The sequence below is a fragment of the Pectinatus sottacetonis genome (genome assembly GCF_015732155.1).
Lineage (GTDB): Bacteria > Bacillota > Negativicutes > Selenomonadales > Selenomonadaceae > Pectinatus > Pectinatus sottacetonis.
In genome coordinates this window covers 1,325,067-1,347,252 of record NZ_WIQK01000001.1, presented here as the reverse complement: position 1 = coordinate 1,347,252, position 22,186 = coordinate 1,325,067, and the positions used below count along the sequence as shown (strand labels likewise).

Here is a 22,186-nt window from a genome sequence, read left to right as displayed (position 1 = left end):
CTCCCATCAGCCTTATGGACAAAATTAATAATTATTAACGAATAAATCCACCAAAAATAATATTGCTACTGCATACATCAAAGGATGGATATGATTAGTCTTACTTGTGCAGAGTTTCATTATCGGATACACAATAAAACCAAAAGCCAGCCCTGTAGAAATACTTCCGGAAAAAGGGATCATAACTGTCAATAAAACTGCTGGAAACCACTCCGAAAAATCGCTAAAATCAGCATATCGCAACTGCTGAAGCATCATTGTCCCTGTAATAATAATGACCGGGGCAACTGCTGACTGTGGAATATACGATAAAAAAGGAACAAAAAACAGTACCAGCATAAATAAAACAGCTGCCGTCAATGCCATTATCCCATTAGTTCCGCCACTTATTATCCCGGCACCACTTTCAGCAGCAACAACAGTGGGACTTGTCCCCATAATACTTGCCACTACCGTTACTGCCGCTGAACCTGAAAAGGTTTTTTTAAACTTAGTCTTATCCGGTAGCAGCCCTTCCAGTATCCCTACTGTATCAAATATAAGAATCATGGCCATAGAAAACGCTGCCAGCCAAAATTTAAAATCCAAAATATGGATAAAACTGTTCTGAAAAAACATATTCCGGTATAACAAAATTTTATCTAAATTTACATTTAAAGAAACATCTTTTCCTACACCTATAACATTTCCTACAATACTAATTAAGATAATAGCAATAAAAAATCCACCGTTAACCCTGCGCAAATATAAGACCAAACTTAATATCAATCCTAAAATGGTCAGCAGTGCTGCTGGATTTTGCAAAGATGCTAGTTTTATAAGTGAATTCTTCCCTTGTTCTATCAACTGCCCCTTTTCCAAACCAAGTTCTATTAGAAAAAGACCTATCCCCGCGGTAATCCCATACTTCAATGACGGTGATACCGCCCGTATTAAAATATCCGCCAGGCAGGTACAGGCCACCAGCAAAAATAATATTCCTGCTATAAATGCTATTCCCAGTGCTTCCTGCCAAGTAAATCCCATGTCCATTACTACAGTGTACGTAAAGAAAGCATTTACACCCATTCCCGGTACAAGAATAATAGGGGCATCCGCCCATATTCCCATTACTGCACAGCCTATAACAGATGTAAATATAGTTGCAAATACACTCAAGTCAATTGGTATTCCGGCATCTGCCAATATTAGCGGATTAACAACAATGATATACGATATTGCCCAAAAAGCTGTCAACCCGGCCGTTATCTCATTTTTTATTAATTGTCTGCTCTTTCCCCAGCCAATAAAAATTTTTTTCACTTTATTCTGCTGTTGCTGTATCTAATGCTATTTTTATCATATCGTTAAAAGAACGTTCACGTTCTTTGGCTGTAGTTTCTTCCCCCGTAACGAGATTATTACTGGTTGTAAACACAGCCAGAGCTTGCACATGATATTTTGCAGCTAATAAATACAATGCCGCCGCTTCCATTTCTACCGCCAAAACACCATAATCAATAAGTTTCTGGCGGTCTATTTCATCATTATAAAAACGATCTTCAGAAATTACATTGCCTATTTTTACCGGAATACCACTTTTCTTAGTTATTTCATATGCCTTATATAAGAGATCAAAGTCAGCTAAAGGAGCATAATATATCCCTTCACCAAATGTATTTCTGATCATGCCCGAATCAGTTGTTGTACCTTGCGCAATAATCACATCACGGACATGTACATCCTTACGCATTCCGCCACATGTCCCTACTCTTATTAGTTTTTTTACAGCATATTCTTGAATAAGTTCATTAACATAAATGGATATTGATGGCATCCCCATACCTGTTCCCTGTACTGAAACCCGCTTTCCCTTATATGTTCCTGTATAGCCAAAAGCATTGCGGATTTTATTATAACACTGCACATCCGTCAAAAAAGTTTCAGCTATATACTTAGCTCGCAGCGGATCCCCCGGCAGTAAAACGCAATCTGCGATTTGTTCTTTCTGTGCTTCAATATGTGTACTCATTAAAAAACCTTCTTTCCAGATTATATACATCGCTCTATTACACGCTCAATCAGCTTTCTCATATATATTGTATCGCTATATTTAATTTGAAACAACATATAATACCAGCCACTTAACTTCTCTGTAAAAACTTGCCCACAGATTTATAAATTATCCCCGTCAATACTGCATTTATTCCTGCTTTGAGCAAATTAAATGGAATGATCACCGGTAGCAAAAGTTCTATTATTTTTTCTAATGGTGCTCCCAAAAATAAAGGTGTCAGCAGCAGGTTAAACAAAACCATGACAATAGTCATAGCTATACTGCCACAAAACAACGCAATTTGTTCTGTCCTTTTAATATGCACGTGATGAAAAATCATTCCAGCAGTCACCACAAAGGTACCTGTAGCCGCAAAGTGCATTACTATACCAATTGGACCACCGTCAGTACTTATCAACAGCCCTTGCAAAAGCACTGTAAAAGCTGTCAATAACAAACCTGCATAAGTACCAAACAAAAAAGTCCCTATCAAAATAGGAATATCTGCCGGATCATATTTCAAATATGGTGCCGCTGGTATAAGCGGAAAATTTATGGCTGCTACTAATACTAATGATATTGCTACCAACATGGCCATGTTTGTCAAAACTTTTATCTTATTGCTGATCATAAATACTCTCCACTCTTATTGTTACATTATTTCAGGCATATTATAGTCATTAACTAATATTTAGTCAAGCCAATACCATGCCGATATTAACTAAATCACCCTGCGATATTGCATCATATTGGCAAAATGTTCCTTTTTCTGCAGCAATTCCATCGGCGTACCACTTTCAATTATTTTCCCCTTGTCTAAAACAAAAATTTTATCAAATTTGGTAATACAGCTAAGATCATGCGTTATGACCAGAACCGTATGTTCTTTATCAAGTTGCAGCACCGTATTCATTATTTTTTTTGCTGTAAATATATCAAGACCTGCTGTAGGTTCATCTAAAATAAGCATTGGTGCATCTTTTGCCAATGCCACTGCTATAGCCAGTCTCTTTCTTTGTCCGCCTGATAAAAAAGCTCCATCCCGACCCGTCTGGGTATCTAATTTTTGCGGCGTTTTAATTACAAAATCATATAATCCTGCTAATTTTAATGCCTTATATATCTCCATATCACTTATTTTCGGATAAAGCATATGAAAATTTTCTCGGATGGTCATTGTAAAAATATATTGATTCTGCATAGCTGTTTTTATATTTTCTCGCAATTTTACTTCATCAATATAATTATAAGCATCATTTTGAAAAAAAATAGTCCCTGCATTATAAGCCAAAAGCTTTACTAATAAATTCACCATGGTGCTTTTTCCACTGCCACTGCTACCTATAAGAGCAGTTTTACTACCCTTTTCTAAAGAAAAATTAACAGCATCATATATAAGCTTATCTTTTTCATACCCAAAAGAAACATTACTGACAGTCAATATATCTTCATTTTTTGGTCTGCTTTCCACTGCATAAGGCAGTTTCATATTATGCGGCTGCAGTAAATAATCCAGTTTTTCCACTGCATCAGCAGCCTTTCTAAATTGACTTCCCAACTCAGAAAGAGGCAGCATGACTTCAAAAGCAGCAGTGACTGCCAATATTATTACTGCTGCATCTATTGCAGTAATCTGTGCAGGAGAAACAATAAAGGCTGCCAACACAGCTACTATGGTCACAGCCGTTGTAATCCGGGCAGACACAGCTGCCAGCATACTAAATCTAAATGAACTATTTTCAACTACCACATTGTTGTTTATTTTATTATAAGCCGTCTTCTTTCTTTCATTTTGATAGCCAAATGCTGCCATATCTTTTGCTCCTTCAAGAAATTCCAATAATTCAGCTTCAAACGATACCATTTTTTTCTGCTTGTATGGATAAAAAATCAACGGTAGTAAAATAGCTGTAACAAAAAAGGCTGTCAAAAATATTTTTGCAGCATATACACTATATGGATATATAAATAAAAACAAAGCCAGTACCATAAAAAGAGCGGTAAATGGCGGTAAAAACAGTCTCAATACAGCATCTCTCAGATCCTCAAGCGAGCTAATTACTGCTGTAAATATATCACCGTCATGCATTGCTTTTTCCGAAAAAGGTAATGCTCTTATGACATTTCTATAAATATTCTTTCTTAACTGCTGCCAAACAGTAAAAGCTGCATTATGAGAAATATATCTTTCTGCATAACGAAAAACTGCTCGAAAAATACCACAGGCCCGTACCCCGGTTATTGCCAAAGCCAGCTTATAAAGAGGTATTTTCAAGGCGGCACTTGTTACAAGATAAGCTGAAGCTGCCATAAGGCCTATAACACTCATATTACAAAAAAAACCTATAATCAAAGACAAAACTATATAAAACTTTACCGATCTAAACAGCTGCCAAAGATTTATCTTCATATCAAAATGCCTCCGTACTTTCCATCATTTTATAATAAAGGCCTTTCTGCTTCAATAAATTTTCATGGCTGCCACTTTCAATGATCTGTCCTTGCGACAGAACATATATCTGATCAGAATTTTTTATTGATTCTAGTCTATGTGCAATGATTATAACAGTTTTATGTTCTGCCAATATGTTAATGCCACGCTGTACAACTTCCTCCGTCGCTAAGTCTAATCCTTCCATTGGTTCATCAAGCAGCAATATTGATGCATCAGACATGAATACCCTTGCTAAAGCTATACGCCTTGCCTGCCCATAACTCAAACCAATTCCTCCATTGCCAATAATCGTATTTATCCCTGCCGACAGATTTTTCACAAAATCAGTCATTCCAGCTTCTTTTATGGCGTTTTTTACAGCACTGTCAGAATAGTTCTTACCCATACAGATATTTTCTCTGACACTTGCACTGAAAATATGAGCCTGTTGGGGTACATAAGCTATATTTTTCCGCCATGCAACTGATTCCAGTGAGTCTAAATTTATCCCATCAACCAAAATACTGCCGCTACAAGGAGCTATAAATTTTAGCAACAACGAAAATATTGTTGACTTACCTGCTCCACTATTCCCTACTAAACTAGTAATTTTTCCTGCGGCAAAAGTAATATTTACATCACATAGAGCTTTTTCTCTCGCAGCATCATACTGAAAATCAATTTTTTCTAAAACGATTTCAGGTGGTTTTGGGATGCAGGGTATTTTATGTCCAAGCCCTATTTCCACTGAAGCATTAACTATAGCATAAATTTTATCTGCATTAGTAAGTGCTCCCATAGCATCATGGAACATACTTCCAGTCTGCCGCAGTGCCTTATAAAATTCCGGTGCCATGAGTAAAATGAAAAAAACCGGCAAAAAATGAGCCTGTCCATATAAAAGCCTTAGCCCTATATTTACTGCTATAATAGCAATACTTAAAGTAGCTGTAAGTTCCAAAAAAAATGCTGACAAAAATGCAATACGCAAAACTTTCAATACTGCCTGAGAAAATTCACTGCCAGTTTTAACTATTTTTTTCAACTGATTTTCTGCTTGATTATACATCTTAATAACAGCAATCCCTGACAGCAATTCCATAAAAACAGCACTTAGCTGTGTTAGTGCTGACCATTGCTTCTTATTTTCCAACTGAGCTTTCTTCCCTATGAGCATCATAAAAAAAGGAATAAGCGGTAATGTAACCAAAAATATCAAACCGGATATCCAGTCATTATAAAAAGCTGTAGGAATAATAAACAATGGAACCAGTACTGTTACAAGCAACTGTGGCAGAAATCGGGAAAAATACGCATCAAAAGAATCTATTCCCGTTGATGCTGTTTGTAAAATATCCATTTTATATACCTGTGACATAAAATCAAACTCTGCCAATTTATCTATAATCTTAAAACGCAATTTTTTTCTAATATCAACAGATATCCCATGTGTAATAAATCGTACCCATAAATTAAGTACAGCCTCCATCATAAAACAGAAAAACAGCAGGGCCAGATACGGCTCTGCTGTTTTTAAATCTAACCGTGAAAATAACATTCTATTGATAATATATGCCAAGCTATAACAGCGGCCAATAATAGTTGCTGCCCCAATTATATCTAAGACAATAATATTATATATTTTTCCTTTATAAGGCTGTAATTCCTTCAATAAATTTTTATCAATCATCTATTATATTCCCTATTGCATCCCTTAAAATATATACATATCTTCTCAGTTTTATTCATTAATACTCTAAATCCTTAGCTGTTATGCGCTTCCGGAAAATCCAATATACCCATATCTGATATATAAGCACTATCGGCACAAAAATAACTGCCGCTACAGTCATTATGGAAAGTGTATATGGAGAAGATGATGCATTAGTAATAGTCAAGCTCCATGCTGGATTCATCGTTGATATCAAAATTCTCGGGAACAATCCTACAAAAACTCCTGCTGTTGTGAGTGCTATAGCCAAAGAACTGCCAATAAAAGCCCAGCCACAACTATTCTGCCTCCGGGCAATAACAGCCAAAACAAATACTATAGCCGCAAACAGCATTAGTCCCAGGGATAACGATGATTTATACATATCAGTATTGGTATAAGTAAATGCCATACAAATAAGATAAAAAATAGCAGCTGTTCCTCCCAGACATGTTCCTACTAAGCGAAGTCTTGGCATAACAACAGACTTTTTATCTAATTTTAACGATAAATATGTCACACCATGAAAAGCAAATACCAATGCGAAAGTTATTCCGCCGATTATAGTATATATTGACAATAAATCCCAAAAAGTTCCCATGTATATTTTATCACTGTTTATCATGAACCCTTTCATAAGATTGGTCACAGCTACGCCCCATAAAAAAGCTGGCAGAATACTGCCTATGAATATCATATAATCCCATAAACTACGCCAGGATGAACTATTATATTGTCCACGAAATTCAAAAGCAACACCACGTACAATAAGTCCCAAAAGCATCAAAAACAAGGCCATGTAAAACATACTGAACATAGTTGCATAAACATGAGGAAATGCTGCAAACATTGCCCCACCAGCAGTTATCATCCATACTTCATTGCCATCCCACACAGGCCCAATACTATTTATAAACATACGTCGTTCTATATCATTTTTAGCAGCAAAAGGCAGTAAAATACCTACGCCGTAATCAAATCCCTCCAGAAAAAAGAAACCAGTAAATAATACTACAATAAGAATAAACCACACCAATTGCAAGTCCATTATAAACCGCCCCCTTCTTCAGCAGTAACATCCTTTTTAATAATCCTGACCGAAACAAAAATAGCAGCTACCGCCAGTAGTGCATATACAACAGTAAATCCGATCAATGATATCCACACTTCTGTAGAAGTAATATTCTGAGATACCGCATCAGCAACTTTTTGCAAACCTTCAACCATCCACGGCTGCCGTCCTCCTTCGGCTATATACCATCCTACAGTATTGGTTATAAATGGCAAAACTATACTCCATACCAAGAGCCTCAACCATCTGGTATTATACTCACTCAAACGTTTTTTCCAAACCAAATATAATGTTATAAGCATCATAGCCAGCATAAGCATACCTAATCCCAGCATTATGCGAAAACTCCAAAATAATAATTCCACATTTGGTATATAATTATAATAGCCGTATTTTTTCTGGTCCTGAAGCTGTAGTGCCTTAATTCCCTTAACTTCACCAGATGGTTTATTGTTAAGCATAAACGACAATGCATATGGTACTTCTATCACATTTGTATTTTTCTGTTTTTTTGTATCTATTGTTGCATAAAGAGTAAAGGGTGCCGGATCAGCATTATTCCATAAAGCTTCCATAGATGCCAGCTTCATCGGTTGATTATGACCTATATATTGAGTATGTAGATGTCCCGTCCCCATAACAGCAAAAAGTCCTATTACTGCATATATAGCACCTATCTTAATTCCCTTTTTAAATATTTCTACATTTTCTCCGCACAACAGCTTATAAGCACTTACTGATACTACTAAAATACCTGCTGTTGTTATTCCCGAAGTTAAAACGTGGGCAAACTGTCCATATACATATGGATTGGTTAATAGCGCCAAAAAATTAGTCATTTCTGCACGTCCATTATTAATAACATAACCTACGGGATGTTGCATAAAAGAATTAGCTACCAAAATCCAATAAGAAGATAAATTACTACCAAATGCAACTAACCATATAGACAGACAATGAATTTTTTTCGGTAACCGATTTTCCCCGAAAATCCAAACTCCCAAAAATACTGATTCTAAAAAAAATGCGGTCAAAGCTTCAAGAGCTAAGGGTGCACCAAAAATATCCCCCATAAATCTGGAATATTCAGACCAATTCATTCCAAAATGGAATTCCTGTACTATGCCTGTAACAACACCCATAGCAAAAGAAACAATAAATAATTTACCAAACAATTTTGCCAGCCGCTTATATGCCATATTACCATTTTTTAAATATATTGTTGACAATATAGCAACCAAAATTGACAATCCTAAGGATATCGGAATAAATAAATAATGATAAATAGTTGTTATCGCAAATTGTAATCGCGATAAAGTAATAACATCCATTTTGTATCCTCCCTATGTAAGTCAAAATATGATTCTTATTATATAGTATAAATTTTTATCGAAAAAAATGCAATCCATTATTAATTAATAATCTTAACTAATACTATGCTTTTTCTCATATGAAAAGACTTATTAATAGAATCCGGCTGTATATTATATAAAATTTATATAATTTTACTTTATAACTGAATTTTTTCTTAAAAAAATGAACTGCTGCACATAAACATCTTCCCTTATAAAATACAATATTCCGTCCTCTGCCCATCTCTTAAAAGACGAATAAGTAACTAAATAACTGTATATTTATGAGATCAATGCCGTTCGTACAGCAGTTCCCTGCCATAATAGTATTACTACTTTATGGAATAATATAAAATCCGTGGTAAAATCTCTCGATGTAAAGTCAAAATAATTTCACCGCATACTATTAAAATGAAATTAATATTATCCTTTTTAAGGCATATATCAAATTCCATTAGCTTTTTTTATTTTTTTTTCTAAAAAAGCAGCAAGCTTTTTATGATGTTCAATAGCAAATTTAATTCGTTTCTTTACATCGTCACTACTAACTTCCGTCAATGATTTTTCTAGTTTATTGCATCTTTCCTGTACCTCAGAAAGTTCCTCAGACAAGGGTTTTTGCTCATCTAGTCCCACACCATAAACCGCATGTATACATTCACGTATATTATCTGCATATCCGCTTTCACCAGATTTTTTTTCCAGATATTCGGCTATATAAAGGATTATCCCATAAGGATCTTTTCCCTCATTAATCATATGCATAATATCTATTTTTATATTTTGCTCTTTTCCATATACTGCCTTAATTTTTTCATCATTCATATTTATGCCGATTATTTTTTACTACTTATATTACCGAATTTTTCATGCAAATATTCTTTAATATCTGATGCATGTTCCATTTCCATAACTTTATTCATAGCTTTTTTAGCATCTGCTATGCTTACACTTCTTATCAATTCTTTAACTCGCGGAATTGACGGTGCACTCATTGAAAGTTCTGTAATTCCCATAGCCATGAGAATAATAGCCGCATATGGATCACTGGCCATTTCGCCACACATTCCTGCCCAAATTTTATTCTTGTTCGCGGAATCAATAGTACGCTTAATAAGAGCAAGTACACCCGGATTAAACGGATCATATAAATAGCTTACATTACTATTGACACGGTCTACTGCCAGTGTATACTGAATAAGATCATTTGTACCAATGCTGAAGAAATCAACATGTTTAGCAAATATAGGTGTCATAACAGCAGCAGCCGGTGTTTCCACCATAATACCCAGCTGAACATTATCAGAATATGCTTTATTTTCCTGTGAAAGTAGTCCCTTAGCTTCTTTTATTATTTCCTTAACTTTATCAACTTCACTAAGTCTTATTACCATAGGAAGCATCATTGCTGCCTTGCCATAAACACCTGCACGCAGTATAGCCTTTACCTGCGGCATAAAAATATCACGACGGGCCAGGCAGATACGAAGTGCGCGCCAGCCAAGGAAAGGATTTTCTTCCTTAGGAATATTAAGATAAGGAAGCGGCTTATCCCCGCCAATATCCATTGTGCGAATAACACATAAATGACCCTTACATTTTTCTACGGCATCCTTATATGCCTGAAATTGAGTTTCTTCATCCGGGGCTTCGCTCCTGCCCATAAATAAAAATTCTGAACGAAAAAGGCCGACACCCTCAGCACCGAAATTAGTAACTGCAGCTTCAACATCAAGATGTGTGCTTATATTAGCAACCAGCATAACTTTATGACCATCAGTTGTTTCTGCCGGCAATGAAGTAAGTTCTGCGTAATGCTGCTTTAGTCTATTTTGTTCCTTAATATGTTCATTAAAAGATTTGATAAGCTCATCTGTAGGATTTACATATACTTCTCCAGTTTCTCCGTTAATAATTAACCGATCACCATTTTTTATATCCTTAAGATTCACTTCAAGTCCGACAACAGTCGGAATTGCACGAGCTTTCGCAATAATAACTGCATGGCAAGTTGTACTGCCCTGCCCTAACAGTACACCGGCAATTTGCTCAGTAGGAATATTTGCAATAACAGATGGTTCTATTTCATGACCGCATAAAATAACCGGTTCATTACCAACATCCGGTCCTTTAAGCCCCAAAATTTGACGGACAACTCTTTTACCTACGTCGCGAATATCAACGGCCCGTTCACGAAAATAAGCATCATCCATATTTTCAAAAATCGCAGCTGACTCTTCAGATGCTGCCAAAACTGCTTTAGGTGCAGACTTTAATTCACCTGCTTTACCCACGGCATTATCTTCAAGCATTGGGTCCTGCACCATAATACGATGTGCTTCCATAATTCCTGCTTGTTCTGCCATTCCCTTACTTTTGAGATTTTTCACATTCTCAGCAAGCATATCTGCGACTTCATTAATAGCTTTTTTTACCTTGCTTATTTCAGCTTCGGCATTTCCCGGTGTATACAAATTAATATATTTATCTAAATCCTGTTCAAGAGTTATAGCTTTTGCTATAGCAATACCGGCAATAACGCCTTTACCGCGTAATTTTACTGACATCAATAGACCTCCCTGGGGCTTTATGAATGAATATTATTCTTCGCCAAATTTAGATTTTACAAGGTCTGTTAACGCTGTAATAGCAGCCTGTGCATCTTCACCTTCAGCACTTACAGTTACATCTGTACCCTGCTGAAGTCCCAGACTCATAATCATAAGAATACTTTTAGCGTCAACACTTTTCCCTTTGGCTGTTAATTTAATTTTTGCTTTAAATTTATTTGCTGTTTGAACAAACATTGATGCAGGACGAGCATGTAAACCTGTTTTGTTTTCAATAGTTAGTGTTTTTTCCATGAATTATATCCCCTTTTATCAAAAAAAATTAATTATAGCAGCTATACTGCACTCTTTAAATTATACCGAATACAAAGAAAAATTACCAGTAAAAATTTACATAAAATATATAATTATTTAACATATATCATGCCCATTTATCATTTTCGTCTTATTATTACTTACAAATCATATTTTTTGAGGCTGTTTGAGTATATTTTAAGAGCAAAATTACATATAAATATATCTATATGTAATTTTTAGTATTTTCATTAGCAATGAAAATACAGCTCTTATCAGTAACAATTAATTTCTTTTATAATCAATTATAGATATATAAATAAACATAATTATACTTGTTTATAATTTCCATTTTACTAAAATTTAATTATAGCTTTTATTCTTTTTTCTCTGCTTTTTCCCATAAAATATAAATTTATTGGAAAAAATAAGCCAAAAATAGTACACTAATAATAGTATATTAACTATTTGTATCTGTTAAAATTTTTTATAAAGAAGGTGTGCTTATGTATGATTTCTCTACAGTTCCCGATAGAACAGCTCTCGGCTCCGTTAAATGGCTGAATATGAAAAAAAATAATCCTGCTGTCCCTGATAATATTCTTCCCTTTTCCATTGCTGATATGGAACTACCTGTTGCACCAGAAATAATTGCCTCCTTACAGGAATTTATCTCTCACAGCTTTTTAGGATACAGTATGCCTACAGAAAACTATTTTCGTGCTGTAAGTATGTGGATGAAAGACCATCATGCATGGCCGATAAAAGCTGACTGGATTCTCCCCTCTCCCGGAGTTGTCCCAGCATTATTCAACGCAGTCCGCGCTTTTACTAAAAAAGGTGATGGAGTCATTGTCATGACTCCTGTTTACTATCCATTTTTCCGAGCTGTTGAAAAAAATGAACGTAAACTCATATCCGTCCCTTTAATCTATAAAAATACTCATTATCAAATAGATTTCGATACATTAGCCAAAGCAGCACATGACAATAATAATAATTTGTTGATTTTATGCAATCCACACAATCCTGTAGGCAGAGTATGGAATAAAAAAGAACTGCTAAAAATTGCTGATATATGTCTTCAAAAAAATGTTCTCATGATTTCTGACGAAATACACTCTGACATAATAATGCCTGGACATGAACATACTGCATTGGCATCTTTAAACGACACTATTGCTAATAATTGCATCACCTGTACTGCTCCCAGCAAAACTTTTAATATTGCGGGTATACAGGTTTCAAATATAATAATAAAAAATCACGCGCTGCGCCACAAATTTATGAATACTGCCTTACAGGCAGGTTATGGCGCTTTAAATATACTAGGATATAAAGCTTGCGAGACTGCATATACAAAATGCAGTAACTGGCTGGATGAATTTATCACTCTCATTGTTCACAATAAAAAATTATCTGAAGATTATATAAAGAAAAATCTACCTCAGATAAAAGTTATTGATATGGAGGGAACCTACCTTCAATGGTGGGATTGCAGCGGACTTGGTTTAACTTATAAGAACCGGGAAATACTTATGAATAAAAAAGCTTTTTTATTTTCTGATAATGGCTATATGTTTGGCAGAGAAGGAATAAATTTTGAACGAATAAATTTAGCCTGCCCCTCCAATGTACTAGAAAATGCTTTAATAAGACTGACAAACGTATTAAAGAACTGCTGAATTTCGTGCAGTAAAAACACCGTGAGACAATAATTAATTATCTCACGGTGTCCCTATTGTTCGTTATTTTTAAATTTCATCTAAATATTTTTCCGCAGCCTGAACCGCAATAGCTCCATCACTTACAGCAGTTACAATCTGCCGCAGAAACTTCTGACAAACATCGCCGGCTCCATAGATTCCTCTGACTTTAGTTGCCATGTTTTCATTAACTATAATATAGCCTCGTTCATCTGTAATCCCCAGATTTTTAACAAATCCAGTTATGGGATCATTGCCAATATAAGGAAATATACCATCCGCATAAACATTCTGTAACTTACCTGTCTTAGCATCCTTTACAGACAGTCCAGCAGCCCGCCCATCTTTAAGCAAAACTTCCTGCGGTAATTTATTCCTTATTATTTCTATTTTATCATTTGCTAAAACTTTTTTTTGTATGACATCATCAGCCCTGAATACATCACGGCGGATAATAATAGTTACCCTTCTGACTACTCGTGACAAATAAACTGATTCTTCAAGTGCAGAGTTACCTCCACCAACTACAATTACATCCTTATCCTTATAAAAAGCTGAATCACAAACAGCACAAAAACTTATGCCCTTGCCAATAGCTTCCTGCTCTCCCGGAATATTCATAAGACGTTCGATTGTTCCTGATGCAATTATGACAACATACCCTTGATATGTCTTACCATCTGCGCAGAAGACAGTTTTTATCCTACCATCATTTTTTATATCAACCACTTTAGTAAATACAAAATCAGGACAAAGCGCTGTTGTCTGTTCATACATCGACCATGCTAAGTCTGCACCATTGACAGATTTCATCCCCGGCCAGTTTTCAATAGAAAATGTCTTGACCAGTTTTCCTCCTGGAGCATCAGCTTCCAATACTACTGCTTTAAAACCTGCCCTGCTTGCATAAACAGCTGCGGTCATGCCTGCTGGTCCGCCGCCAATTATAACAATATCATATAGGTTCTTATTTTCTGTCATAGTATCACTCAGCATTTTTTTCTGCTAAACTCTTTAATTTACCTACCAAAGCTTCTTCTGGAACAAATCCGCTCATAGTTTCCACTGATTCACCATTAGCAATAAAATAGAGTGTCGGCACTACTGACACATTATATTTCTGTGCAAGTTCCGGTTCCTTATCAATATCTATTTTTACAATATCTATATTTACCTCAGATTTTTTATCTATTGATTCAAAAACACGTCCCAGCATCTTACAAGGACCACACCAAGTTGCAAAAAAATCTGCCAAAAAAGTTTTCTTTTCAGCCACCATTTTATCAAAAAGTTGTTTATCTGCATGAATTATAGCCATAACAGATTCCTCCTATCTTATATATCATATCTCTTACTGCTTATATTATAGTTTATAAACTATAAATTGTCACGTGTTTTTAAGTCTTTTTATTTATAAATAATCATTCCCGATAAGCATTATTTATTCTCATTAGCACTACTGTATATAGCAAAATTTGTTTGTGCTGATTCTTTATAGTCAGCAGCTAATTTTTCCAGCATACCTTTTTCCTGTTTCTTATTTATTCGGCTGGAACTATGCTGTTTTAACGTATTATCCTGCACAAAAGAAACCTGCTTTTTAAAATCATCCAGCTTCCCTGCTTCATCAGCAATCTGGGCAAAAGTTTTATGCTGACTATAGCTTTCCCGTAATACACTATCAATACTCCTATTGGTCAGGGTTGCTGCAATTTCTGCTGTTCTTGTCTCTGCTGCCGTAGCCGCGAAAGCTGTAATAGATGCCATAGCTATAGCAACAGCAACTGTAAGCGATATTATAAGTTTATTTCCCATTATTATATTATTCTCTCTTTCATAAAATTCTTAAATTGTTCCTGCACTATTTAATTTTCCAAGTCAATCCGACTAATATTTAAAGTTTAACAATAAAATATGACAAAATTATGGCAAAAGCTATTACCTTTTATTTACAATTACTAGGTTATACAAAGAAATAATTTTATCTCATATCATAAAAAAAACAAATTTATCTGATATTATTTTAGTAAAGTTATCTTATTTATAACATAAAATTACTATAACGCATTCGTTAAATTTTTATACAAATAATCATACCTGTAATAGAGAAAGGAATATATTATGAAAAACATGCTCATTGCGGAAGATAATGAACAAATAGCCGTTGTTTTGGGCGAATATGCCAGACAGGAAGGTTTTAATGTATTTTTTGCAGAAGATGGAATGGCTGCTACTGCTATATTTGACAAAGAAAAACTTGACATAATTCTACTCGATATAATGATGCCCAAAAAAGACGGCTTTGCCGTATGCCGTGAGATTCGTAAGAGTTCTAATGTTCCTGTAATAATGATAACAGCTCGCGGTGAAGATTTTGAACGCATCATGGGACTTGACATTGGCGCTGATGATTATATTGTAAAGCCCTTTTCTCCCGCGGAAGTAATGGCCAGAGTACGAGCCGTACTGCGCCGTATGGATACTACTTCATCAGATAAAAAACATATATTAAAATATGATACTATGGTCATTGATCTAGATAGTTATGCTGTTACAATTGATGAAAAAGATGTTTCTCTGACTAAAAAAGAAATTGAACTTTTATGGCTTCTAGCTTCAAATTATGGTAAAGTTTTCTCCCGTGATAATCTCTTAGACAGTATTTGGGGATATGACTATTTCGGTGATACCAGAACAGTCGACTCCCATATAAAACGTCTACGGGCAAAGTTAAATACTAAAAGTATTTATGGTAAAATGATAAAAACAGTATGGGGAGTGGGATATAAATTTGAAACCGCCGAAACCGAAGATGAAAATTAAAATTGTATATAAATTATTTGCCTTTTTTTCTGTGGTTTTACTCATTTTTATGCTTATAATAAACAGCTTTTTTTATTTTTTCTTTAATAAGCAAACCATTGAACTGCACAGAAATGATTTAAAAGAAAAAGTTGTAACCATTTCTAATACAATTAGTCTTTTTCTGCAAAACGATGTCCCAGAAAAAGAACCACCTCCTTATCTACGTATACACCATCATCACATGGATATGATGGGACAAGATATGCGGATACCCCCTTCTATGGATCCTACAATTCCCTACTATAAGGCACTCGGTTATTATATAAAGCTTCTCAATAATATGGATAAGTGTGATATATGGATAATAAACAATAATCGACAGTTCCTGATAAGTAACAATCATTTTCATCATTCTGTGCAATATAATGAACTTCCCCCCGGAGGTGTTCAGGTTATCAATAAAGCTTTAAAAGGTAACATTGTCGTCGCCAACAGTTTTAGCAGCGTTTTGGGCACACCTTCTACCACAGCAGCTGCCCCCATAAAAGATTCTAACGGTAAATTCGTAGGTGCAGTTCTCATGCATGCGCCTATCAATCAACTAAATAGTTCTATTTTTTATGCCATAAAACTTTTAATAATAAGCTCCTTATTTGCCATGCTCATTTCATTGCCAGCTTCATTATTTCTTTCTTATTACTGTACAGAACCACTGCGTAAAATGAAGAAACTTGCCCTTTCTATTGCTGATGGCAATTATAATAGCAAGACTAATATTAATCAATCTGATGAAATAGGTGATTTAGCTGATTCTCTCGACCAGATGGCTATAAGGCTTGATAAAGCGGCTCAGGAAAGCGGCCGCCTTGATAAGGCTCGCCGTATTTTTACTGCTAATGTATCTCATGAACTTAGAACGCCTGTTACGGTACTGCGTGCCTCACTTGAAGCGCTTACCAGCGGAGTAATAAAAGATGAAACAAAACAAAAAGAATACCATCAACAGATGCTCAATGAAACTATATATCTTGAGCGCCTGGTAAATGACATGCTAGAATTATCCAAATTGCAAAATCCCGATTTTAAAATAGAAATGTCAAAATTTATTTTAAACGATCTTGTAAATGACGCTGCAAGATCAATGCGTCCATTTGCTGCCGCAAAACAGATACAGCTCAAGACAAATATAGAAATTCCTCCTGTAAAATTTCTTGGTGACTATGGACGTTTGCGACAAATGCTAATGATCGTTTTGGACAATGCAATAAAATTTTCCCAGCAGAATAATGAAATAAAAATCCATCTTTATGATAAAGACAGCATTGCTTACCTGCAAATAGCTGATAATGGCTGTGGTATATCACCGCAAATACTCACCCATATTTTCGATCGGTTCCATAAAGTAAATAACGAACGCAACAAAAAGGGAACTGGACTTGGTCTGGCTATAGCTAAACATATAGCAGAAAGACATGACATTACTATAAAAGTAGACAGTATTTTAGATAAAGGAACCACTTTTACTTTTGCTTTCACTAATATTAAAAGGGTATAATATTTATAATAAATGGATTTAGTTTTTAGGAAGTTTACAAAGGAGAATTAGTTTGAAAGAATTAGAAAGGTTCATTGACTACGATCCAGCCGGTTTTACCCTGCGTGAAGCAGTCATTGAAGCAAAGCGCTGTCTGCATTGTGTTAAACCCCTGTGCCGTACTGGCTGTCCTATTGAAAATGAAATACCTGATTTTATTGCTGAAATGGCCAAAGGTAATTTGGGTGCTGCCAGTGCCATAATAGCCCATCACAGCAACTTACCCGCAGTGTGCGGCAGGGTATGTCCCCATGAAAAACAATGCGAGGGTTCCTGTATTTTAAACAAGCGTGGTAAAGGTATAAAAATCGGTAAAATTGAGCGATTTATTGCTGACATGGATGGAGAGTTATCCCTGACTCCTATAGTAATCAAGAAAAAAGTCCCCGGTAGAATTGCTGTTATTGGATCCGGTCCTGCCGGGCTTACCGTAGCCGGTGATTTGAGTAAAATGGGCTTTAGTGTAACAGTTTTTGATGCCCAGCATGAAGCAGGCGGAGTATTAATGTACGGGATTCCTGAATTCAGGCTTCCTAAACAAGTGGTACGGCGCGAAGTAAAAAAAATAGCTAATTTGGGCGTTGAATTTAGGCTCAATACAATGATTGGTACTAAGCTTACACTTGATATGCTTTTTGAAGAGGGATTTGATGCTATTTTCATTGGAACCGGCAACGCTTTATCAAAGTTTTTGCCTCTTCCCGGCATAAGACTTCCAGGAGTTATCCAGGCGACTTATTTCTTACAAATGGTCGCCCTTGCCAAGCAGAAAAGTATTGCTTCACGCGAAGTCCCCATTCATGCTAATGATAATGTCGTAATAATTGGTGCCGGAAACACTGCTATAGATGCTGCCCGCACCGCTATTCGCTGCAAAGCTAAAACTGTAACAGTAATCAACAGAGCCCGTACCAATGAAATAGCCGCTCTTGAGTCCGAAGTAAAATCAGCACAATCAGAAGGCATAAAATTTCTTTCACTGCTCAACCCGCTCGAATTAATCGGCAAATATTTTGTTACTGGTTTACGTTGTAATATAATACATGATCCTGGAAAAGACAAAAATCTCATAATAACGGAAAAAATAACTACAATTCCTGCCAACAAAGTAATAATTGCCATTGGACAACGGCCTGCCAGTCGGATAATAGGCTCCACACGCGGCATTGAAGTCGATGAAAACGGCTATGTAAAAACACGCGATATTCCTTATGGCATGACTATGCGCAGCGGCGTATTTTCCGGTGGCGATGTTGTCAATGGCCCCGCTACTGTTGTAAGAGCAATGAAAGACGCTAAAATGGCAGCAAGGGGAATAGCTCAATATGTAGAAGCAAAAAAACTCATGGAAAAATGTGGCTTAAAAATGACCGACTGATTTATTACAAATTTTTACATTTTTTTAAACCTTTTTTGGATTGAGGTTTATACTGCAAAGGTGTATAATATTAAAATATTTTTAAATAGCAGCAGGATTAAAAAAAATCAATATATCGCCTAGTTTTTCCCAAAAATTTACTTTTGTCTAAGATAATGATAATAAAGTATCTCCTGCACTTACGTGAGTGATGATACTTTATTGCTGTTATATAATATCTCCAGAAACTTAATGCTTTAAAAATATAGAAATAATATTGTTCTCGCGTCTTATATATTATTTTCTACCGTAAAATTATTTTAATGATTCAGAACAAATAATTGTTCTTTACCTACTGTGAAAGGAATGGCTCAAATATGATAAGATCTAATCTTCATTTGGATGACTGTACCCTGAATGAAGCAATAAAATCATTCTATAATGATAATACTTTTACCAAAAATTTAGGAATAATCAGTGATAAAGTTGATGATAATACAACCGTTACTAAACTTGATATAAAGCACTGCCATACAAATGTATATAATATTGCCCATGGCGGTGTCATGATGTCTCTTGCTGATACAGCTATAGGTGCCGCCTGCCTGCGGCTTAATAAACGCGTTGTAACACTAGATTTTAATATAAATATGCTGAAAGCAGTTCCCCAGGGTGATACAATAACAGCCAAAACTCAGGTAATACATAATGGTAAGCAAACTATCGTTGTTGAATGTGCTATTTCAGATAACACTGATAGATTATGCTGTAAAAGCCGTGCTACAATGTTTGTCTTAGGCGAATTTCAAAAATAAAAAATAAAGGGGGATCTTTGTGCGATTTTTACAATACCTGATTTTCACCATAATATTTTCTCTATCATCTGTGTCTTCTGTATTTGCACAAAATACATCCGCACAGCAGTTTAATTTTAATGCTCCGCCCCAATATGGACTTACTGCTCATTCCGCTATTTTGATTGAAGCTTCAACAGGCCGTGTAATATTTGAAAAAAATGCTGATGCTCAAGAATATCCTGCCAGCATGACCAAAATGATGACTGCAATATTATCTTTGGAAATGACCCGCCCAGATGATATCGTGCATATATCTAATGAAGCTGCTAATGTCGACGGTTCGTCTTTATATTTGGAAAAAGGCGATATTATGCTAATGAGCCAATTACGTCAGGGAATGATGCTCGTTTCCGGTAATGATGCTGCTGTTGCTATAGCAGATGCTGTAAGCGGCAGTATCCCTGCTTTTACTAATTTAATGAACAAAAAAGCTATGGAAATAGGCGCAACGCACACACATTTCGCAAATCCTAATGGTCTTCCTAATCCTAGCCATTATTCAACAGCACGTGACATGGCAAAAATCGCAGCCTATTGTTATCGCAACGAAGATTTTCGCAAAATAGTTGCCGCCAAAGAAAAGGCTGTACATTGGATATATCCTAATAAAACGGTTACTTTTGACAATACTAATCATTTACTCTGGACATACCCCTATGCAGATGGCATCAAGACAGGCTATACCGATGAAGCTGGTGGCTGTCTTGCTGCTTCTGCCACGCGCAATGGTGTTACCCTCATTGCCATTGTCATGCATACAAATGATGGTTTAGATCGTTTTTCTGAAGCCAAAGAGCTGCTCAATTACGGTTTTCAACAAGTCTATATGAAATCTGCTTATAAAAAAGGAGAACTTGTAAAAGCTATACATATCCATGATGGTGAAACAGCATCTATAAATGTATCCCCCACCCATGATATAGATTATCCTATAATTAATGGTCAAAATAACAAAGATTATTTTATCAAGGTAAACATACCACGTTATTTAACAGCTCCTATTAAAACAGGCGAAAAAGTTGGTTCAATAGATATATTTTATAACAGCAAAAAAGTAGAAGAAGTTCCTGTTGTTGCTGACAGTTCAAGTAATAAAGGGTTTAGCTTCAAATCACTCTGTTATAATTTATATGATCATTTAACAAGTTTTTTTATGGTATGATTAATCCCGCTGCTACTTTTATAAATATAATACAGTAAAATATATGAGGCTGTCACACAATGGCATTGACCCTCACAAAAATGCAACCTGCTGCCCACTGTGCAGTTTTACTCCACCATTTTTTTATGGACAACAGGGAAAAACGTTATTGCATATTTGTGAAGGAAAACATTTACGTGTAACAGTCTTATTTTATACTTAATATTCTCATATAAACAGGAGGTTATGACTTTGACTGTTTTCCTCAATGCTATAGAAGGGGTATTAACACTTCTTCTAATGGGACTAATTGGCTGGTTTATGGCTCATAAAGGCTGGATTAACGATGACAATAAATCTTTGCTGCCAAAATTAGTAAACTATATATCACTGCCAATGTTTTTTATTTATAATCTCACCACTACATTCTCTAAAAACCAACTTGAAAACTTGATTTCAGGTGCATCTATCCCTTTTCTATCCATGCTCATTTGTTTTCTTCTCAGTACAATAATCATTCATCTATTAAAAATTTCTCATGGTCATCGTGGAACCTTCAGCACCTCTTTTACTAACTGTAATTCTGTATTTGTAGGCATTCCAGTAACAGTTGCATTATTCGGCCAAGCTGCACTCCCCTACGCTCTACTATTTTTCTTTGCCAATACGACTCTTTTCTGGACTTTAGGTAATGCACTCATTCAATCAGATGCCAATAAAAAAAATTATTGGAGAAATTACCTGACCATTGATACTATGAAAAAAATTTTTTCCATACCAATTTGCGGCTTTTTGCTATCACTGCTATTAATATTATTAGATATAAAACTTCCCTCTTTTATCATGGATACCACAAAATATCTCGGCAGTATGACAACGCCAGTTGCTCTTATTTTTATAGGTGCCACCTTGCAATCAATGAACTTTGCCAAATTAAAATTCAATCGAGACCTAAACGGTGTCCTTATCGGACGTTTTATTATTACACCACTGGTCACATACATTGTTGCATCCCAATTTTCTATTCCATCACTTATGTTCAAAGATTTTGTTATCATGTCTTCTCTTCCAGCCATGATACAAACTGTTTTGCTATCCAGTTTATACAAAGCAGACGTTGAATATGCTACTGTTATTGTATCAGTTACTACTATTGCTTCAATTATTACTATACCTATTTATATGGTTATACTAAGTTATATATGATCACCAAAATTATCCTTTTTTTAATATATAGTAATTCACATTGTGTTAGTTA

20 protein-coding genes are annotated in these 22,186 nt (G+C 35.4%); 7 read left to right on the top strand and 13 right to left on the bottom strand.

The window, feature by feature from the left end:
* Positions 1 to 24 precede the first annotated feature (24 nt).
* The 10 genes from I6760_RS06205 to I6760_RS06160 form a co-directional block, all read right to left on the bottom strand.
* Positions 25 to 1,302 carry an NCS2 family permease gene (locus I6760_RS06205; RefSeq protein WP_196593632.1) on the bottom strand — a complete coding sequence of 426 codons (1,278 nt, stop codon included), beginning with the start codon at positions 1,300 to 1,302 and terminating at the stop codon, positions 25 to 27.
* A gap of 1 nt (position 1,303) precedes the next feature.
* Positions 1,304 to 2,011, bottom strand: coding sequence for a purine-nucleoside phosphorylase (gene deoD, locus I6760_RS06200; protein ID WP_196593631.1), 708 nt, complete (start codon positions 2,009 to 2,011; stop codon positions 1,304 to 1,306).
* Positions 2,012 to 2,123: 112 nt separating this feature from the next.
* A complete protein-coding gene (locus I6760_RS06195; RefSeq protein ID WP_196593630.1) occupies positions 2,124 to 2,666 on the bottom strand; it encodes an ECF transporter S component in 543 nt (180 codons plus the stop codon).
* Positions 2,667 to 2,756: 90 nt separating this feature from the next.
* Positions 2,757 to 4,445, bottom strand: a complete 1,689-nt coding sequence (gene cydC, locus I6760_RS06190; RefSeq protein ID WP_196593629.1) for a thiol reductant ABC exporter subunit CydC — start codon at positions 4,443 to 4,445, stop codon at positions 2,757 to 2,759.
* A gap of 1 nt (position 4,446) precedes the next feature.
* Positions 4,447 to 6,159, bottom strand: a complete 1,713-nt coding sequence (gene cydD / locus I6760_RS06185) for a thiol reductant ABC exporter subunit CydD (RefSeq protein ID WP_196593628.1) — start codon at positions 6,157 to 6,159, stop codon at positions 4,447 to 4,449.
* A 58-nt stretch (positions 6,160 to 6,217) separates the two neighbouring features.
* Complete coding sequence (gene cydB / locus I6760_RS06180; RefSeq protein ID WP_196593627.1) at positions 6,218 to 7,228, bottom strand: cytochrome d ubiquinol oxidase subunit II; 1,011 nt, start codon at positions 7,226 to 7,228, stop codon at positions 6,218 to 6,220.
* Positions 7,228 to 8,583 (bottom strand): cytochrome ubiquinol oxidase subunit I, encoded by a 1,356-nt coding sequence (locus tag I6760_RS06175; protein WP_196593626.1) that lies wholly within the window; start codon positions 8,581 to 8,583, stop codon positions 7,228 to 7,230. Before I6760_RS06175 ends, cydB begins: the two co-directional genes overlap by 1 nt.
* 465 nt (positions 8,584 to 9,048) lie before the next feature.
* Positions 9,049 to 9,429 carry a hypothetical protein gene (locus I6760_RS06170; protein ID WP_196593625.1) on the bottom strand — a complete coding sequence of 127 codons (381 nt, stop codon included), beginning with the start codon at positions 9,427 to 9,429 and terminating at the stop codon, positions 9,049 to 9,051.
* 11 nt (positions 9,430 to 9,440) lie between these two features.
* Complete coding sequence (gene ptsP, locus I6760_RS06165; protein WP_196593624.1) at positions 9,441 to 11,171, bottom strand: phosphoenolpyruvate--protein phosphotransferase; 1,731 nt, start codon at positions 11,169 to 11,171, stop codon at positions 9,441 to 9,443.
* A gap of 33 nt (positions 11,172 to 11,204) precedes the next feature.
* Positions 11,205 to 11,468 carry an HPr family phosphocarrier protein gene (locus I6760_RS06160; protein ID WP_196593623.1) on the bottom strand — a complete coding sequence of 88 codons (264 nt, stop codon included), beginning with the start codon at positions 11,466 to 11,468 and terminating at the stop codon, positions 11,205 to 11,207.
* A gap of 506 nt (positions 11,469 to 11,974) precedes the next feature.
* Between I6760_RS06160 and I6760_RS06155 the strand changes: the two genes are divergently transcribed.
* Entirely contained in the window at positions 11,975 to 13,153 is a 1,179-nt protein-coding gene (locus I6760_RS06155) for a MalY/PatB family protein (protein WP_196593622.1), read from the top strand.
* 69 nt (positions 13,154 to 13,222) lie between these two features.
* Here the strand turns inward: I6760_RS06155 and I6760_RS06150 are convergent, their stop codons facing one another.
* The 3 genes from I6760_RS06150 to I6760_RS06140 all read right to left on the bottom strand — a co-directional run bounded on the left by I6760_RS06150 (position 13,223) and on the right by I6760_RS06140 (position 14,989).
* Positions 13,223 to 14,155: an NAD(P)/FAD-dependent oxidoreductase gene (locus tag I6760_RS06150; protein WP_196593621.1), complete on the bottom strand. Its 933-nt coding sequence runs from the start codon at positions 14,153 to 14,155 to the stop codon at positions 13,223 to 13,225.
* A 4-nt stretch (positions 14,156 to 14,159) separates the two neighbouring features.
* Positions 14,160 to 14,492, bottom strand: coding sequence for a thioredoxin (gene trxA / locus I6760_RS06145; RefSeq protein ID WP_196593620.1), 333 nt, complete (start codon positions 14,490 to 14,492; stop codon positions 14,160 to 14,162).
* A gap of 119 nt (positions 14,493 to 14,611) precedes the next feature.
* On the bottom strand, positions 14,612 to 14,989 hold the full coding sequence (locus I6760_RS06140) for a hypothetical protein (RefSeq protein ID WP_196593619.1): 378 nt from the start codon (positions 14,987 to 14,989) through the stop codon (positions 14,612 to 14,614).
* A 306-nt stretch (positions 14,990 to 15,295) separates the two neighbouring features.
* Here I6760_RS06140 and I6760_RS06135 point away from each other — a divergent pair, with 306 nt between their 5' ends.
* The 6 genes from I6760_RS06135 (at position 15,296) to I6760_RS06110 (ending at position 22,134) form a co-directional block, all read left to right on the top strand.
* Complete coding sequence (locus I6760_RS06135; RefSeq protein ID WP_196593618.1) at positions 15,296 to 15,997, top strand: response regulator transcription factor; 702 nt, start codon at positions 15,296 to 15,298, stop codon at positions 15,995 to 15,997.
* Positions 15,966 to 17,534, top strand: a complete 1,569-nt coding sequence (locus I6760_RS06130) for a sensor histidine kinase (protein ID WP_196593617.1) — start codon at positions 15,966 to 15,968, stop codon at positions 17,532 to 17,534. Before I6760_RS06135 ends, I6760_RS06130 begins: the two co-directional genes overlap by 32 nt.
* Positions 17,535 to 17,586: 52 nt before the next feature.
* On the top strand, positions 17,587 to 18,951 hold the full coding sequence (locus I6760_RS06125) for an NAD(P)-dependent oxidoreductase (RefSeq protein ID WP_231036122.1): 1,365 nt from the start codon (positions 17,587 to 17,589) through the stop codon (positions 18,949 to 18,951).
* Positions 18,952 to 19,307: 356 nt separating this feature from the next.
* Positions 19,308 to 19,745 carry a PaaI family thioesterase gene (locus I6760_RS06120; RefSeq protein WP_196593616.1) on the top strand — a complete coding sequence of 146 codons (438 nt, stop codon included), beginning with the start codon at positions 19,308 to 19,310 and terminating at the stop codon, positions 19,743 to 19,745.
* 19 nt (positions 19,746 to 19,764) lie between these two features.
* Positions 19,765 to 20,949, top strand: a complete 1,185-nt coding sequence (locus I6760_RS06115; RefSeq protein ID WP_196593615.1) for a D-alanyl-D-alanine carboxypeptidase family protein — start codon at positions 19,765 to 19,767, stop codon at positions 20,947 to 20,949.
* A gap of 231 nt (positions 20,950 to 21,180) precedes the next feature.
* A complete protein-coding gene (locus tag I6760_RS06110; protein ID WP_196593614.1) occupies positions 21,181 to 22,134 on the top strand; it encodes an AEC family transporter in 954 nt (317 codons plus the stop codon).
* Positions 22,135 to 22,186 lie beyond the last annotated feature (52 nt).

Bases quoted from the DNA above. Each gene is read 5' to 3' on its own strand.
- deoD (WP_196593631.1), bottom strand. From the start codon at position 2,011: ATGAGTACACATATTGAAGCACAGAAAGAACAAATCGCAGATTGCGTT.
- I6760_RS06195 (WP_196593630.1), bottom strand. From the start codon at position 2,666: ATGATCAGCAATAAGATAAAAGTTTTGACAAACATGGCCATGTTGGTA.
- cydC (WP_196593629.1), bottom strand. From the start codon at position 4,445: ATGAAGATAAATCTTTGGCAGCTGTTTAGATCGGTAAAGTTTTATATA.
- cydD (WP_196593628.1), bottom strand. From the start codon at position 6,159: ATGATTGATAAAAATTTATTGAAGGAATTACAGCCTTATAAAGGAAAA.
- cydB (WP_196593627.1), bottom strand. From the start codon at position 7,228: ATGGACTTGCAATTGGTGTGGTTTATTCTTATTGTAGTATTATTTACT.
- I6760_RS06175 (WP_196593626.1), bottom strand. From the start codon at position 8,583: ATGGATGTTATTACTTTATCGCGATTACAATTTGCGATAACAACTATT.
- I6760_RS06170 (WP_196593625.1), bottom strand. From the start codon at position 9,429: ATGAATGATGAAAAAATTAAGGCAGTATATGGAAAAGAGCAAAATATA.
- ptsP (WP_196593624.1), bottom strand. From the start codon at position 11,171: ATGTCAGTAAAATTACGCGGTAAAGGCGTTATTGCCGGTATTGCTATA.
- I6760_RS06160 (WP_196593623.1), bottom strand. From the start codon at position 11,468: ATGGAAAAAACACTAACTATTGAAAACAAAACAGGTTTACATGCTCGT.
- I6760_RS06155 (WP_196593622.1), top strand. From the start codon at position 11,975: ATGTATGATTTCTCTACAGTTCCCGATAGAACAGCTCTCGGCTCCGTT.
- I6760_RS06150 (WP_196593621.1), bottom strand. From the start codon at position 14,155: ATGACAGAAAATAAGAACCTATATGATATTGTTATAATTGGCGGCGGA.
- trxA (WP_196593620.1), bottom strand. From the start codon at position 14,492: ATGGCTATAATTCATGCAGATAAACAACTTTTTGATAAAATGGTGGCT.
- I6760_RS06140 (WP_196593619.1), bottom strand. From the start codon at position 14,989: ATGGGAAATAAACTTATAATATCGCTTACAGTTGCTGTTGCTATAGCT.
- I6760_RS06135 (WP_196593618.1), top strand. From the start codon at position 15,296: ATGAAAAACATGCTCATTGCGGAAGATAATGAACAAATAGCCGTTGTT.
- I6760_RS06120 (WP_196593616.1), top strand. From the start codon at position 19,308: ATGATAAGATCTAATCTTCATTTGGATGACTGTACCCTGAATGAAGCA.